The 13,756-nt window shown below is 69.7% G+C and carries 17 protein-coding genes and 1 pseudogene; 10 read left to right on the forward strand and 8 right to left on the reverse strand.

The features are described 5' to 3' along the window. Positions 1 to 559 (reverse strand): annotated as a pseudogene (locus tag Pmi06nite_RS41195) (hypothetical protein); the annotation flags it as partial. A 312-nt stretch (positions 560 to 871) separates the two neighbouring features. On the opposite strand from Pmi06nite_RS41195, the gene Pmi06nite_RS41200 reads away from it, so the two are divergent. Further along, positions 872 to 1,366, forward strand: a complete 495-nt coding sequence (locus Pmi06nite_RS41200) for a beta-class carbonic anhydrase (protein ID WP_203958698.1) — start codon at positions 872 to 874, stop codon at positions 1,364 to 1,366. On the opposite strand, the gene Pmi06nite_RS41205 is transcribed toward Pmi06nite_RS41200, so the two are convergent. From Pmi06nite_RS41205 to Pmi06nite_RS41215, 3 genes are read right to left on the reverse strand one after another with little or no spacing between them, the layout of a single operon-like run. After that, entirely contained in the window at positions 1,356 to 2,390 is a 1,035-nt protein-coding gene (locus Pmi06nite_RS41205; RefSeq protein ID WP_203958699.1) for a methyltransferase, read from the reverse strand. The genes Pmi06nite_RS41200 and Pmi06nite_RS41205 overlap by 11 nt on opposite strands. 15 nt (positions 2,391 to 2,405) lie before the next feature. Continuing rightward, positions 2,406 to 2,780: a winged helix-turn-helix transcriptional regulator gene (locus Pmi06nite_RS41210; RefSeq protein WP_203958700.1), complete on the reverse strand. Its 375-nt coding sequence runs from the start codon at positions 2,778 to 2,780 to the stop codon at positions 2,406 to 2,408. A 10-nt stretch (positions 2,781 to 2,790) separates the two neighbouring features. Beyond that, complete coding sequence (locus tag Pmi06nite_RS41215) at positions 2,791 to 3,378, reverse strand: NADPH-dependent FMN reductase (protein ID WP_203958701.1); 588 nt, start codon at positions 3,376 to 3,378, stop codon at positions 2,791 to 2,793. A gap of 207 nt (positions 3,379 to 3,585) precedes the next feature. Between Pmi06nite_RS41215 and Pmi06nite_RS41220 the strand changes: the two genes are divergently transcribed. Then, positions 3,586 to 4,401, forward strand: a complete 816-nt coding sequence (locus Pmi06nite_RS41220) for an ArsR/SmtB family transcription factor (RefSeq protein ID WP_203958702.1) — start codon at positions 3,586 to 3,588, stop codon at positions 4,399 to 4,401. An 88-nt stretch (positions 4,402 to 4,489) separates the two neighbouring features. Here Pmi06nite_RS41220 and Pmi06nite_RS41225 read toward each other — a convergent pair whose 3' ends face one another. Together Pmi06nite_RS41225 and Pmi06nite_RS41230 are read right to left on the reverse strand one after the other, a co-directional pair. After that, complete coding sequence (locus Pmi06nite_RS41225) at positions 4,490 to 4,984, reverse strand: DUF3147 family protein (protein WP_203958703.1); 495 nt, start codon at positions 4,982 to 4,984, stop codon at positions 4,490 to 4,492. Between the two features lie 20 nt (positions 4,985 to 5,004). After that, on the reverse strand, positions 5,005 to 5,355 hold the full coding sequence (locus tag Pmi06nite_RS41230) for a DUF3147 family protein (protein ID WP_203958704.1): 351 nt from the start codon (positions 5,353 to 5,355) through the stop codon (positions 5,005 to 5,007). 253 nt (positions 5,356 to 5,608) lie between these two features. Here Pmi06nite_RS41230 and Pmi06nite_RS41235 point away from each other — a divergent pair, with 253 nt between their 5' ends. From Pmi06nite_RS41235 to Pmi06nite_RS41255, 5 genes are all read left to right on the forward strand, one after another. Beyond that, the gene (locus Pmi06nite_RS41235) at positions 5,609 to 6,436 is read left to right on the forward strand and encodes a class I SAM-dependent methyltransferase (protein WP_203958705.1); all 828 of its coding nucleotides are present in this window, start codon (positions 5,609 to 5,611) and stop codon (positions 6,434 to 6,436) included. Positions 6,437 to 6,603: 167 nt separating this feature from the next. After that, positions 6,604 to 6,996, forward strand: a complete 393-nt coding sequence (locus Pmi06nite_RS41240; protein WP_203958706.1) for a hypothetical protein — start codon at positions 6,604 to 6,606, stop codon at positions 6,994 to 6,996. A 124-nt stretch (positions 6,997 to 7,120) separates the two neighbouring features. Next, positions 7,121 to 7,624, forward strand: coding sequence for a hypothetical protein (locus tag Pmi06nite_RS41245; protein WP_203958707.1), 504 nt, complete (start codon positions 7,121 to 7,123; stop codon positions 7,622 to 7,624). A gap of 18 nt (positions 7,625 to 7,642) precedes the next feature. Next, positions 7,643 to 8,320: a response regulator transcription factor gene (locus Pmi06nite_RS41250; RefSeq protein WP_203958708.1), complete on the forward strand. Its 678-nt coding sequence runs from the start codon at positions 7,643 to 7,645 to the stop codon at positions 8,318 to 8,320. Continuing rightward, positions 8,317 to 9,675 carry a sensor histidine kinase gene (locus Pmi06nite_RS41255; RefSeq protein ID WP_239114562.1) on the forward strand — a complete coding sequence of 453 codons (1,359 nt, stop codon included), beginning with the start codon at positions 8,317 to 8,319 and terminating at the stop codon, positions 9,673 to 9,675. The genes Pmi06nite_RS41250 and Pmi06nite_RS41255 overlap by 4 nt, the downstream gene beginning before the upstream one ends. A 37-nt stretch (positions 9,676 to 9,712) precedes the next feature. Here Pmi06nite_RS41255 and Pmi06nite_RS41260 read toward each other — a convergent pair whose 3' ends face one another. Next, positions 9,713 to 10,915, reverse strand: coding sequence for an ATP-binding protein (locus tag Pmi06nite_RS41260; RefSeq protein WP_203958709.1), 1,203 nt, complete (start codon positions 10,913 to 10,915; stop codon positions 9,713 to 9,715). A gap of 455 nt (positions 10,916 to 11,370) precedes the next feature. Here Pmi06nite_RS41260 and Pmi06nite_RS41265 point away from each other — a divergent pair, with 455 nt between their 5' ends. After that, entirely contained in the window at positions 11,371 to 12,204 is an 834-nt protein-coding gene (locus Pmi06nite_RS41265; RefSeq protein ID WP_203958710.1) for an SDR family oxidoreductase, read from the forward strand. Between the two features lie 22 nt (positions 12,205 to 12,226). Here Pmi06nite_RS41265 and Pmi06nite_RS41270 read toward each other — a convergent pair whose 3' ends face one another. Then, complete coding sequence (locus tag Pmi06nite_RS41270) at positions 12,227 to 12,676, reverse strand: hypothetical protein (RefSeq protein WP_203958711.1); 450 nt, start codon at positions 12,674 to 12,676, stop codon at positions 12,227 to 12,229. Positions 12,677 to 12,953: 277 nt separating this feature from the next. On the opposite strand from Pmi06nite_RS41270, the gene Pmi06nite_RS41275 reads away from it, so the two are divergent. Together Pmi06nite_RS41275 and Pmi06nite_RS41280 are read left to right on the forward strand one after the other, a co-directional pair. After that, on the forward strand, positions 12,954 to 13,469 hold the full coding sequence (locus Pmi06nite_RS41275) for an Asp23/Gls24 family envelope stress response protein (RefSeq protein ID WP_203958712.1): 516 nt from the start codon (positions 12,954 to 12,956) through the stop codon (positions 13,467 to 13,469). Beyond that, positions 13,466 to 13,756, forward strand: a 291-nt coding sequence (locus Pmi06nite_RS41280) for an Asp23/Gls24 family envelope stress response protein (protein ID WP_203958713.1), incomplete at its 3' end; no start/stop codon positions are given. The genes Pmi06nite_RS41275 and Pmi06nite_RS41280, both read left to right, overlap by 4 nt.

Genomic DNA, 13,756 nt, shown 5'->3' on the forward strand with positions numbered 1-13,756 from the left:
CGCGTCCCACCACCCACCACGTCGCCCAGGCCGCGAGCGCCGCCGCCGCGAGGACTCCCGCACTGGTCAGCAACTCCAGTTCGTGCGTGGACAACATGCCCGGCTCGGCCATGCCGGCGTAGACGAAGTGCGGCTGCCCCTGCCAGAGCACCTGAGTCTCCAGGGGAGGGACCCGGATGGCGGTCAGGACGAGGCACCCGTCGCGCGTGGTGCACTGGGTGCCGTGCGAGATGCGGTCGTCGTTCGGGGGCCGCATGGTGCTGAGCGGCGACTGGCCGGCCGCCGCCGTGCTGGCCGCCACGACCTTGCCCTGGTCGTCGACGAGTTGCAGGAGGTTTATCCGGGTCTTGAGCACCGGAGGGTACGGCGCGCCGGGCTGCAGGGATCCGATCCAGTCGGTGGCGACGCGCTCGGTCTCCTTGAAGATGTTGTCCTGGATCCGGGTCCAGATCGCCAGATCGAGTCCGGTGCCGATCACCGCGAAGACGATCAGGGAGATGATTCCGGAGACCAGCGTGAAACGTGCCCGAATGGAGTGAGGGCGTAGATTGGACAACACCGCCTGCCTCCTGTCCTGGTCACCGAATTCGCCCTGGTCATCGAACCGGACGGTCGCCTCCTTCGAATAACGACTCTCAGGTCAAAACACTATTGATGGGTGTCCACGGTTACGGCAAAAGATGGCGGCGGAGCTGATATCCAGACCAAAAACAGGCCTGGATATGACCGTCATATGACCATTTGTTGTGTTCCATCCGTTCCCGGATAGATCGTCAGATTGCGGGTGATCGGCCGCGAAGATACCCGTTGACACAGTAGGGAATGTAGATAATTGTGCAAGGGTCCCGCCCGCCCGTGAGAGGGAGACCCCATGAGCGTCACCGATGAGCTGCTCGCCAACGCCGAACGCTACGCCGCGGCCTTCGACAAGGGTGACCTGCCGCTTCCCCCCGCCAAAGGTGTGGCGGTCCTGGCCTGCATGGACGCGAGACTCAACGTCTACGGCCTGCTGGGCCTCCAGGAGGGGGACGCCCACGTCATCCGCAACGCCGGCGGCGTCGTGACCGCCGACGAACGCCGGAGCCTCGCGATCAGCCAGCGGCTCCTCGGCACCCGGGAGATCATCCTCATTCATCACACCGACTGTGGAATGCTCACCTTCACCGACGACGCGTTCAAGGAGTCGATCCAGTCGGAGGTCGGCATCAAGCCCGACTGGTCCGCGGAGTCGTTCTCCGACCTCGACGAGGACGTCCGCCAGTCGGTGTCCAGGATCAGGACCGACCCGTTCATCCCGCACACCGAATCGGTGCGCGGCTTCGTCTACGAGGTGGAGACGGGCCGTCTCCGCGAGGTCAAGGCCTGAGGGTCGCCTCGACGACGGAGAAGGGGTTGCCCACAGGACCGGGAACGACGCGGTCGACGGCGAAACCCCCGCGGTCCAGAAGCCTCTCGTACTCCGCCGGCGTCCGCTCTCTGCCCGTCAGCATCGCCATCATGATCAGATCGGTGCCCCTGCCGAGGTGTGGCTCGTCGCCGGCAGGAAGGACCATCTCGATCACCACGAGGCGCGCCCCGGCGGAGGCGGCGCCGGCGATGGTCCGCAGGATGCGCTCACACTCCTCGTCTCCCCAGTCGTGCAGGATCGACGACAGGACGTACACGTCGGCGACGGGCACGCTCTCGAAGAAGTCGCCGGCGACGATCCCGACACGGCCGTCCACCCCCCGCGCATGCGCCGCCTCCCGTGCGGCCGGCACGACGTGAGGCAGGTCTAACACGATGGCGCGCCGGTCGGGGTCGGCGGCGATCAGTTCGGTGACCAGCGACCCGTCGGCCCCGCCGATGTCCGCGACCGTCGTGCCCCCGGGCAGCCGGTAGCTCCGGAGGAGGTCGCCCTTGAGCCCGGCCGCGATGTCGGCCATGGCTCCGGTGAACCTCCGCGCCTGCTCGGGCTCGTCCGCGAGCCAGTCGAAGAACGGGCGGCCGTAGTGGACTGTCGCGGCCGGGACGCCGGTGCGGACGGTGTCCACCAGTCCGGCGAACGGCGCGTAGTGCGTCTCCATCCAGGACAGGGCGAGGTCGCGCGCGGATCCGGGGACGCCGCGGGCCAGCGTGGCTCCCAGCGGGGTGACGGAGTAGGAGTCGTCTCCCTCGCCGGCGAATATTCCCAGACCGGTGAGATCACGCAGCAGCCGCCGAAGCATCCCCGCGTCGCATTCCAGGTCAGCCGCGAGGTCCTCGACGTCACGGGGACCCGCGAGCAGGGCCGTGGCGAGGTCGAGCCTGGCCACGGCGTACAGCGCCTGGGAGACCTGGAAACCCGCCAGCAACTGCGTCATGACCAGCGAAGGCGGGACCTCGGCCGGCTCCTCGTTCGCGGACGACATCGGCGGCCCCGCGGGCTACCGTTCCCCGGCCGCGGCGGGACCCTGGGAGGCGCCGACGGGCTCCTCGTCCCCAGGCAGCGGAATCCATCTGTGCGACCAGGTCTTCACCGCGTCCATCACCTTCTCCAGGTCGAGCCCCTTCTCGGTGAGGTGGTACTCGACCTGGACCGGGGAGGTCGGGATGACCCGGCGCTCCACGATCTCCTCGGCCTCCAGGGTGCGCAGCCGCTCGGCCAGCATGGTGTCACTCAGTCCCGGCACCGCGGCCTTGATCTGCGCGTACCGGTGGTGCCCGGTGAACAGGGCGCGCAGGATGGCCCCCGTCCATCGGGCGCCGATCAGCTCGATGGCAGCGTGGAAGCGCACGCAGACGCGGTGGATCTCGTTCATGTTCTCCCGATCACCTCGTCGCGGGTGCAGTGTTCTCCCGCAGCGCCCGCAGAGCCTCAGCCACCCGGACGAGTTCGTCGAACATCGCCTTCGCCGCCCCGGTCATGACGTCGTTGGGCACCAGCTTATTGTCGGAATCGATGAACTGGTGGACAAAGGGGATGGAAACCGCCTCGAACAACGGGGTCATCTTCAGTGTCGTGACCACTTGTTTGATCATTTGTGCGGCTCGGGTGCCACCGGCCACTCCCCCGTAGCTGACCAGGCCGACCGGCTTGTACTTCCATTCGTTGTGGAGATAGTCGATCGCGTTCTTCAGCTCGGCGTTGTACCCGTAGTTGTATTCGGGCATCACGAACACGAACGCGTCCGCCTCGGAGACCTTGGCGCTCCAGTCAAGGGTGTGCTGGTGAATGTACTGGCCCAGCCGCGGGTGGTTCGGCTCGTTCATGAAGGGCAGGTTCACCTCGGCCAAGTCGACGAGTTCGATCTCGTCGAACCCTCCGTGCGTCACCGCCTCCGCTTCGGCCCACCGCCCGATTTCCAGCCCGATCCGGCTGGGGCGGGTGCTGGCGACGATGATCTCAAGCTTGGTCACGGTACCTCTCCTTGCATCTCGTGAGCTGCGCACCGGCGGCCACCTGGGACGACCACCCGTCTGCGCTCGACCAGCGTACACAAGAATTCTGAGCATCTAAATATTCCTTAGCCAACCTTTACCGTGGGGCGGCGTTGACATGCAGCCGCAGGGCTGCCTATCGTCCTGACATGCAGCCAACTGGCTGCATGTCAGAGATGAGGCGAGATGGACGAGGTGTTCAAGGCACTGGCCGATGCCAGCCGACGCCGGATGCTCGACGGCCTGAACACCCGCAACGGCCAGACCCTCCGGGAGTTGTGCGCCGGGCTCGACATGGCCAGGCAGTCCGTCAGCAAGCATCTGGCCGTGCTGGAGGCGGCCGGGCTGGTCACCACGATCCGCCGGGGCCGGGAGAAGCTGCACTACCTGAACGCCGAACCGATCAACGCCATCGCCGAGCGCTGGATCAGCAGATACGACCGCGGAAGGGTCGAGGCGCTCGCCGACCTGAAGAGAGCATTGGAGCAGGAACCGATGGGCAACCCCGAATTCGTCTACACGACCTACATCAACACCACGCCGGAACGGCTCTGGCAGGCGTTGACCGACCCCGCCTTCACCGGCCGCTACTGGGGCGTCACCTTCGAGTCGGACTGGAAGCCGGGCTCGACCATGGTCTGGGAGGGACGCGGCGCCAAGACCGTCGATCCCGCCCAGGTCGTGCTCGAATCCGATCCCTACCGCCGGCTGTCCTACTCCTGGCATACCTTCACACCGGAGTTCATCGAGGCCTTCGAGATGGACGCGGACATCGCCGCCCGATGGGCCGGCGAGCGCAGGTCCAAGGTGACCTTCGACATCGAGCCGCTCGGGCGGATGGTGAAACTGACCGTCGTCCACGACGACTTCGAACCGGGCAGCACGATGCTCGACGGCATCAGCAACGGATGGCCGCACATCTTGTCCAGCCTGAAGTCGCTGCTGGAGACCGGCGATACGCTGCCCGACCCCGACACCGACCTCGCCGGCAAGACCGGCTGACCCCGACCGACCCTGCGGGCCCGGCGGGCCCGGCTGACCCCGACCGACCTCGCCGACCCCGGGGACGCGGCGAGGGACCGGGGACGGCTCAGCCGCCCGCCCGTCTCACGATGACCCGGGACACCAGGTAGGAGCCGAGGCCGAACACCACCCACGTCGCGGCGGCGGTGACCAGGGTGGCCCAGACCGGCCAGCGGGCGGCCAGGACGGTGGTGACCACGGCGAATCCGGCGAGGCCGAGCGTGCCGAACACCGAGCCGCGGGCCTCCGCGTAGGCCTGGCGCGGGCCCTCGCTCTGCGCGACGAGGGTCAGCGAGGCGAGCAGGATCGCCGGAAAGGCCAGGAAGACACCTCCGAGCGCCGGGCCGGCCACCAGGGACACCACGCCGGCCAGGGCGGAGACTCCCGCGCCGAAGGCGAAGCGGACGACCAGGTCCCACGGCCGGGTCCGCGCCAGTTCGCGCGGGATGAGCCGCATCCGGTCGTCGTCCTCCCCGCGGGAGCCCGGGTCGTCGCCGCCCATGTCGTCGTTCGTGCCGTCGTTCGTGCCGTCATTCGAGTCGTCGTTCGTCTCATCGCTCATGTCATCGTCCATGGCCGCGTTCACGGCCGCGGCAGCAGCAGGTAGACCGCGGCGGCGGTCACCGCCCAGACCACCAGGCCGGCGAGGGTCGCCCTCCATACCCCCCATGCCGAAAGGAGAGGTGGCGCCACCAGGCAGTAGACGAAGAAGGCGACCGCGCCCGCCCGCATGCCGTCGGCCGCGGCGCGCATGTCCGCCTGGCCGCTCAACACGGCTGTGACCAGCAGGCTCCCGAGGGCGACCGAGGGGCCGGCCGAGAACACTCCGGCCAGCCGCTTGGGCGTCATCATCTCGGCCAGCACCGCGAATCCGAGGACGAACAGCCCGCCGGCGAGCGCCTTGAGCGCCACCTCCACGATCAGCCGAGCCACGGGTTTCCTCCCCCGGTCGTGTCCGGTCACCGCCCTGCGGTGCGCCCGCCTGATGGCCTTCTCTTAGGCATCACCTCCATCGCGTGTGCGCAACCTCGAGCGGAGACCAGCCCTTCCACCAGGCACGACGTGCGGACAGTCACGTGATCACCCACGGAGTGCCGCCCACGCGAGCGGGGTACGCGAGGGGAGGACGCCGACGGCCGCTCCCCCATCGGCCGGGATCGGAGCACCCCGGGGGGACGGGCGGAGGATGAGCACGGAGCGCGTTCACTTCACCAAGGAGAGGGCGACCATGCTGGCCACCCTGTACGGCAGGGCCAGGGACAGCATGTCCGCCGACCCCATCCTGGGCGACCGGACCGCCGAGGAACTGGTCGAACGGATCGACTACGACTTCGGCAGATTCCGGATGCACCGGGGTTGGACGACCGGCGTCGCGGCCCGGGCCAGGCAACTCGACGCATGGGCGGCCGAGTTCCTCGGCCGTGACCCCGCGGTCACCGTCCTGCACCTCGGCTGCGGCCTGGACAGCCGGGTGTTCCGGCTCGACCCGCCGAGCGGGGTCCGGTGGTACGACGTGGACTATCCGGACGTCGTAGCCGTTCGCCGCCGCCTGTACCCCGAACGAGAGGGGTATCGGATGATCGGCACCTCGGTGACCGATGTCCGGTGGCTCGAGCGCATCCCCGCCGACCGGCCGGCGCTCGTCGTCGCGGAGGGCCTGCTGATGTACCTGTCCGAGGACGGCATCGAGAACCTCTTCCGCGGGATCGTCGATCGGTTTCCCTCCGGGCAGCTCATGTTCGACGCCACCAGCCGGCTCGGCGTCCGGCTGCAGCGCTTCAACCGTCCCCTCCGGGTGATCGGAGCCACCTTCACCTGGGCGCTGGACGACCCGCGGCTGCTCGAGCGATGGGACCGGCGGATCCGGCTCGTCGACGAACTGCCCGTCCTCGACCTGCCTGGAGTGGAGAGGATGCCCGCCGGCGACCGGATGCTGATCCGGGCGATGCGCCTGGTCCCCGCGTTCAGACGGGTCGGCCGACTGCTGCGCTACGAGTTCTCGCGGCCGCGGTGAGGGCGCCGGGAACGGGCTGGCACGAGGGGAGATCTGCGGGACGACCCCTCCCGGGAGAAGTTTCAAGGTGTAGACATTTCCCCCAGAGGATTACTCCTGCCCCACCGGCACCATGATCACCGCCACGTTCGGCACTAGTGTCTGCCAGCAAAAAGGGATCTCCGCCGATGCGTCGCCGAACGACCATGACCGCTGCCGCCGTCGTCCTCCTCGGAGCCGCCGCAGGCGTCGCGTACACCATGACCCGCAGCACGGCCGAGACGCCCTGCGAGGCCGCCGCCACGCTGGTCACCAAGGCCCAGGAGTCGATCCGCAAGGATGCGAGCACGATCGTCTTCAAGGCGCCGGACGGCTCGCAGCCCATCTGGCTGGGCATGACGGCGATGGCCGACGGCCTGACCACCGGGAGCCTGGAGGACGTCGAGGGAGAACCCTCGCCGAAGCTCGTCGAGGCGCTTTACGAGTTCTCCCGCGCGGCACCCGCCTCCGCGGAGGATCTGACCGATCCGGACGGGAAGGTGCAGCTGTCCCTCTCACACATCTCCGCGGCGTGTCCCTGACCGCCACCGAGGTCCGCAGGACCGAGGACGGCGTCGACGCCGTACTGGCTCCGTACGGCCATTCTCACGAAGCTCCCAGGATTCTCCCCGGACTTCCCCACGGCCCGGCGGTGTGCTGATGGGCATGAGGAAACAAGCAAACCGCGTCATCATCGCGGGCTCGGTGGCGGGCGCCCTCGCGGTGGGCGTCCTGGGCGGTGTGGCCATCGCCGGGCAGCAGGCCGCCGGCGTCTCCCTCACCGCCGGAGGCGGCACCGCGAAGACCGCGCCGGACAAGGCCATGGAGGGGAAGGCCAAGGGCGTCGCCCGTCCCGGATGGCGCGCCCTGAAGCGCAAGGGCCTGGGAGTGCACGGCGAGGCGACGGTCAAGAAGAAGGACGGCTTCGTCGTCCGCACGTGGCAGCGGGGCGACGTCACAGGGGCCGTCGCCGGCTCCGTCACGGTGAAGAGCGCCGACGGCACGTCGTGGACGTGGAAGGTGGGCGACGGCACCCGGGTCCGCAAGGACGGGAAGAAGGTGGACGCGGCCGAACTCACCACCGGTGACACGGTGTTCGTGGCCGGAACCCGCGCCGGGGACACCCGTACCTCCGTGGTGGTCGTCGCTCCCAAGAAGGCGAACGACTGAGGCACACTTGATGCCACTATGAGCGAACCGAGGGTCCTCGTCGCCGACGATGAACCGAACATCCGGGACATGGTTGGCATCGCGCTCCGGTTCCACGGGTTCGCCGTGACCGGCGCGGCCCGCGGCCACGAGGCCCTCGAACTCGCCGCGACGGGACAGTTCGACCTGATCGTCCTGGACGTGATGCTCCCCGATCTGGACGGCTTCGAGGTGTGCCGCAGGCTCAGGGCCGCGGGCGACGAGGTGCCGATCATCTTCCTGACCGCGAGGGACACCACGGCCGACACCGTTCACGGCCTCACGCTCGGCGGCGACGACTACGTCACCAAGCCGTTCTCCGTGGACGCCCTGGTCGCCAGGGCGCGGGCGGTGCTGCGGCGCGGCAGCCGCACCCCGGTCAAGGACGAGGTGCTCCGCGTGGCCGACCTCGAACTGGACGAGGCCGGCTGGGAGGTGCGGCGCGGCGGGGTGCGGGTCGAGCTGTCGCCGACCGAGTTCCGGCTGCTGGCCTTCCTGATGCGCCACCGGAACCAGGTGGTGACCAAGGCCCAACTGCTCGAGCACGTCTGGGGATTCGGCACGCAGTCGCAGGTCGTCGAGACCTACATCTCCTACCTGCGCCGCAAGCTCGACCCTCTCGGCCCGGCGCTGATCCACACGCAGCGGGGCGTCGGCTACGCCCTCAGGACGCCGTGACCACGCTTCGCGGCCGGCTGCTCGCCGGCCTCATCGGCGTCACCGCCCTCGGACTCGCCGCTCTCTCCCTGGTCAGCATGCTGATGTTGCGCAGCCACATGATCGAGAGAATGGACGCCTCGCTGGCGACCGCCGCGAGCGCGTCGGCCACCAGGCTGGCCCGCGCGTCCGGCATCGCGGTCGTGCAGGCGGGGTCCTCCTACGCGGTGGTCACGCTCAACGCCTCCACCGGGCGCGCCCGGCTGGTCGGCGGGGACGACCCGCAGGCGGCGGCCCTGCCGGGCCTGGTCCAGGCGATGGGCGCCACCGCGCTCGGAGCGCACGCGGACGCAGGCGAGACGTTCACCATGGGCTCCCGGCTGCGCGCCGCCGCCGCGCGGATGGCAGCCGGCGACCGGATCGTCGTGATCGCCGTGCCGCTCGACGAGATCAGGAACACCCTCGCCCGCCTGCTGGTCACCGAACTCGTCACCGGCGGCGTGCTCATCGGGCTGCTGGCGCTGTTCGGGCGGTGGCTGATCCGCGGCGGGCTCGCGCCGCTGGCCCGGATGGCCGACACCGCCCAGCGCGTCGCCTCGGGCGGCGACCTGTCGACGCGGATGCCGGAGGGTCCCACGGAGGCGGGCAGGCTCGGCCGGGCCATCAACGTGATGTTGTCGCAGATCCAGCAGGCGTTCGGGGCGCGGTGGGCCTCGGAGGAACGGCTGCGCCGCTTCGCCGCCGACGCCTCGCACGAGTTGCGCACCCCGCTGACGACGATCCACGGCTACGCCGAGCTGTACCGCAAGGGCGCGATCCCGGACGAGGACGTGCCGCAGGTGATGCTCAGGATCGAGAACGAGTCGGCCCGCATCACCCGTCTGGTGACCGAACTGCTCGAACTCGCCCGGCTCGACCGGGGCGCGTCGCTGTCCGTCGCCGTCGTCGACCTGGTGCTCGTGGTGGCCGAGGTGGTGGACGACTTCACCGCGCTCAACCCCGGCCACCCGGTCCGCGTCGAGTCGCCCGCCGCTCTGGAGCGCGAGGTCGACGAGGCGAGGATCAGGCAGGTGCTGGTCAATCTCCTCGCCAACGTCAGCGCGCACACGCCGCCGGGCACCTCGGTCCTGGTACGGCTGGCCCCGCCGGGCGTCCTCCAGGTCGTGGACGACGGCCCGGGCATGCCCGAGCAGGACGCGGCGCGCGCGTTCGACCGTTTCCACGGCGCCGGGTCCGGGCTCGGTCTCGCCATCGTGCAGGCCATCGCCGCGGCGCACGGCGGCATGGTCACGCTGTCGTCCGCCCCCGGACGGGGCACCACCGTCACGGTCGAGCTGGGACCCCGCGAGGGCGGCCCGCCAGCGGACCGGCCATGACCCCGGTCGTCCCGGCACGAGAGCGCGCGTTCGCGCCTCACATGCGGGCGGCGGCCCGCAGGTCGTGGTTAAAGGCCTTGATGTCCTCATCAGTCAGGGACGACCGGGTGTTCGCTATCGCGTCCAGATAGTCACCGGTGTCCCGAGCGGGCTCCTCCCCCGCGACCACCCGGCCGTCCGCGGTCGTGAGGTGGCGCTCGAACGCCGTCTGCGCCGCCGTCCGTGCCGCGTACTCGATGTCGGCGGGGGTGAAGCGGGCGCTCGCCTCCACCAACTCGTCGAGGTTCACCCGGGCGAGGCGGCCGGCCCCGATGTAGCGTGCCCAGATCGCCCGGCGCGCGTCGGCGTCCGGCGGCCCGACCGGAATCAGGTAGTCGAACCTGCCCGGCCGCAGGAAGGCCGGGTCCATGCTTCGCACCGCGTTGGTGGCGCAGACGAGCAGCCGCCGGTCACGGCGCCGGAAGATCGGGATGAGTTTGAGCAGCTCATTGGTGATCCGGTGGGTCAGCGAGGCCGGATCGCGCCGCTGCGAGGCGATCTCCTCCGCCTCGTCGAAGAACAGCACGATCTGATCCAGGTGGTCGACCCGGGAGAACAGCTGCCGCAACGCCGCCGCCACGCCGTTCGGATCGGCGGCGAGCTGATAGGGGAAGACCTCGACGAAGGGCCATCTCAGCCGGGAGGCGACCGCTCTGGCGAAGGTCGTCTTGCCCGTGCCCGGCGGGCCGAACAGCACGACGGCGCGGGGCGGCTCCACGCCGTACTGCTCGGCGAGCTCACGGTTCTCCAGCGGCATCACCAGCCGCCGCTCGATGACGGCCTTCTCCGCCTCCATGCCGGCGATCCGCTCCCACAGCCCCGTCTCCGGAATCGTGCCGCCGATCTGGTCGAGGATGGTGGTCTCCGCACGGGCGAGCGGCAGTGTCTTCTCGAAGTAGGTGATGTCGGGCCTGCTCGTGTAGCCCGAGTTCAGGAACGCGGTCTCGCCGATCTCGTGCGGGGGCAGGAGCGCCCCGATGCGGCGCACCCGCCGCTTGGCCAGACGCTCCTCCAGCGCGGCCAGCAGTCCGGAGCCGATGCCGTGGTGGCGCCACTCCCGGTCGATGGCCATGCGCAGGACCCAGGCACGCTCGCCCGCCGTGAGCGAGACGGCCGCGCCGACGATCTCGCATCCCACCGCGGCGACCACCGCCGGCATGCCACCGCGCAGGGCGGCCACCGCCTCGGCGAGGGTGACCACCGGCTCCGCCGGGGTGTCCAGTGGTTCCTCTAATAAGCGGATTATGTGGTCGAAATCATCTTCTTGAAGATCACGAATATGCCAAGGGGCCAACGCCATCACTCCTGAGACGGAATCACCGGGTTGCTTCAGGCCGCGCCCCGTCTCCGGATCACAGGCCTCCGGATCACAGGACGGTGAGCGGGCCGGGCCGTCGTACGGCTCCGGCCCCGCGTGCGCCGAGTGCCTCACTCCGCGAGGCGCCGGAGAACCGATCGGCGTCCGGCCGTCCCCGGCAGCGGGTGAGTACCGCACCCTGTTCCCAGCCGTCTCCCTGGCGAAACACCCGCGGCCGGCGCGGTGCCACGGGGGCGCTTTGCCTGCCCGGTGAGGGCCAACTAACGTAATGAACGTTCAGTTCATTACGAGGCCCGCCCCACGCGGCGGCCTCATCGAGCAGATACGCCGGTCCCCTCATGACTTCAAAGATCTGGTTCATCACCGGGACGTCCCGCGGATTCGGCCGCGAGTGGGCCATCGCCGCCCTCGACCGCGGTGACCGCGTGGCGGCGACCGCCCGCGACACCGCGTCGCTGGACGACCTCGTCGACAAGTACGGCGACGCGATCGTCGCGTTCTCCCTCGACGTCGCCGACCGCGAAGCGGTCTTCGACGTGGTCGGCAGGGCGCACGACCACTTCGGCCGGCTCGACGTCGTGGTCAACAACGCCGGATACGGGCAGTTCGGCATGATCGAGGAGATCAGCGAACAGGAAGCCCGGGCGCAGATCGAGACCAACCTGTTCGGGGCCCTGTGGGTGACGCAGGCGGCGCTCCCCCATCTGCGTGAGCAGGGCGGCGGCCACATCATCCAGGTGTCGTCCATCGGCGGCGTCTCGGCCTTCCCCAACGTCGGCGTCTACAACGCCTCCAAGTGGGCCCTGGAGGGGTTCAGCCAGTCGCTCGCCCAGGAGACCGCGGCCTTCGGGATCAAGGTGACCCTGGTCGAACCGGCGGCCTACGACACCGACTGGGCCGGCTCGTCTGCGCGTCACGCCACGCCGCTGGCCGCCTACGACGACGTGAAGAAGCACGCCGCCGAGCAGCGCGCCCGCAGGGTGGGGACGCCCGGCAGGCCGGAGGCGACGCGCGACGCCATCCTCCGGGTGGTCGACGCGGAGCGGCCCCCGCTGCGGATCTTCTTCGGCGACGGGCCACTGGCGATCGCCACCGCCGACTACGAGTCGCGGCTGGCCACCTGGCGCGAGTGGGAACCCGTCTCCGTGGCCGCGCACGGCAAGGAGACCTGAGCCGGCGGGGACGCCGGGAGCGTCAGGGTGTCTCGGGGTCGCCCGGATCGCCGGCGAGCGCGCGGGCGGCCCGCACCTGCTCGTCGTCCATGCCCTCCGTCCCGGTACGGCCACGGAAAGCCGCCTGTCCGTCGATCCACCGGGTGTGAGCCTCCCAGGCCGACTGCTTGCTGGTCCCGAGCGCCGCGCCTATCTGCGACCAGGAGGCTCCCGCCGTCCGGGCGGTCCTCACCGTGAGCTGCCGGCCGTAGGCGGCCTTGCGCGCGATCGCCTCGCCGAGGGCGAGCAACTCGAGCGCCTCTTCCTTGGACAGGGCGGCCTGCGGCGGGGTGAAACGGCCGGTCATGGCGTCAGGGCCGTCGAAATCCTCGTCGGCCGGCGATCCCAGGCTCTCGCGGACGCGCAACTCGTCATAGCGCCCGACGGCGGTCCTGAGAGTGTGCTCGCGTTCTGCGCTGTCAGGTGTGAACATGACGCCGATCATCTCGTCAGGACGGCCTGACGTCAAGATGTCCTGACGCACGGGCCGGAGACCTCTGCCCCCCGCGCCCGGACAGTCACGGGCCGCGAAGTTCCACGAAACCCCCCATAGCGGTAGCCGCTGAACACTCGCGGCGTTTGGGTGATTCAAGACAGCTCGGTGACTGAACCTCGCCCCACCTGGCGTCATTACGCTACGCAAACCGGGTATTACGGGTGATCGACAAAGGAAACAGGCACATCAATCAAGGGCGAAGTGGGGGATTCAAATGGCAGGGTCCAGGACGCCGCCGGTGCAGGGCATACCCGCACAGCGGGAGAGCGGCGCCGAACAGAGTCCCGCACCGGGTCAGGGCACCCTCACACGGGATCGCCGAGCCGCATCCGGTCTGGTGACCGATCAGGGGCGCACCACCATCGCCGCGGAGGCGGTCGCGAAGATCGCGGGTGTCGCCGCCAGAGAGATCTCGGGCGTGCATGATTTCGGCACAGGGACGGCACGGGCGTTCGGCGCGCTCAAGGGCAGGCTGGGCGTCGACGAGAGCGTCACCCGCGGGATCGCGGTCGAGGTCGGCGAGCGTCAGGCAGCGGCCGACATCGCCCTGGTCGTGGATTACGGCGTCGCCATCCCGGACCTCGCCATGGCCGTCCGGCACAACGTGATCAGCGCGGTCGAGCACATGTGCGGGCTCGAAGTCACCGAAGTCAACATCGCCGTGGACGACGTGTACCTGCCGCGGCAGGACGGGGACGGCGAAACCCAGGCGACCCCGCGGGTCGAATGAGCGGCGCGCTCGCGAGGCTCGTCGCCGAGCGGGCCAGGGCCTGTCCTTACGTGGCGGCGCTTTCCGCCGGCCCGTTCGGAACGGTGACGACCTACCTGCCGGGCGAGTCCGTGCCCGGCGTGACGGTGCGGGACGACGAGATCGAGGTCAGCGTGGTCGCGAGCTACGGCTCCCCGCTGCCGAAGATCGCAGCCGCCGTCCGGGAGGCGATCGGCGACGCGGCCGGCGGCAGGCGGGTGAACGTGACCATCGCCGACGTCCGGGCGCTCAAGGCGGTCGAGACAGAC

This window comes from Planotetraspora mira (genome assembly GCF_016863275.1).
Taxonomy (GTDB): domain Bacteria; phylum Actinomycetota; class Actinomycetes; order Streptosporangiales; family Streptosporangiaceae; genus Planotetraspora; species Planotetraspora mira.

Coding starts and splice junctions, on each gene's coding strand:
- Pmi06nite_RS41200 (WP_203958698.1), top strand. CDS start 872: ATGAGCGTCACCGATGAGCTGCTCGCCAACGCCGAACGCTACGCCGCG.
- Pmi06nite_RS41205 (WP_203958699.1), bottom strand. CDS start 2,390: ATGTCGTCCGCGAACGAGGAGCCGGCCGAGGTCCCGCCTTCGCTGGTC.
- Pmi06nite_RS41210 (WP_203958700.1), bottom strand. CDS start 2,780: ATGAACGAGATCCACCGCGTCTGCGTGCGCTTCCACGCTGCCATCGAG.
- Pmi06nite_RS41220 (WP_203958702.1), top strand. CDS start 3,586: ATGGACGAGGTGTTCAAGGCACTGGCCGATGCCAGCCGACGCCGGATG.
- Pmi06nite_RS41225 (WP_203958703.1), bottom strand. CDS start 4,984: ATGAGCGATGAGACGAACGACGACTCGAATGACGGCACGAACGACGGC.
- Pmi06nite_RS41235 (WP_203958705.1), top strand. CDS start 5,609: ATGAGCACGGAGCGCGTTCACTTCACCAAGGAGAGGGCGACCATGCTG.
- Pmi06nite_RS41240 (WP_203958706.1), top strand. CDS start 6,604: ATGCGTCGCCGAACGACCATGACCGCTGCCGCCGTCGTCCTCCTCGGA.
- Pmi06nite_RS41245 (WP_203958707.1), top strand. CDS start 7,121: ATGAGGAAACAAGCAAACCGCGTCATCATCGCGGGCTCGGTGGCGGGC.
- Pmi06nite_RS41250 (WP_203958708.1), top strand. CDS start 7,643: ATGAGCGAACCGAGGGTCCTCGTCGCCGACGATGAACCGAACATCCGG.
- Pmi06nite_RS41265 (WP_203958710.1), top strand. CDS start 11,371: ATGACTTCAAAGATCTGGTTCATCACCGGGACGTCCCGCGGATTCGGC.
- Pmi06nite_RS41270 (WP_203958711.1), bottom strand. CDS start 12,676: ATGTTCACACCTGACAGCGCAGAACGCGAGCACACTCTCAGGACCGCC.
- Pmi06nite_RS41275 (WP_203958712.1), top strand. CDS start 12,954: ATGGCAGGGTCCAGGACGCCGCCGGTGCAGGGCATACCCGCACAGCGG.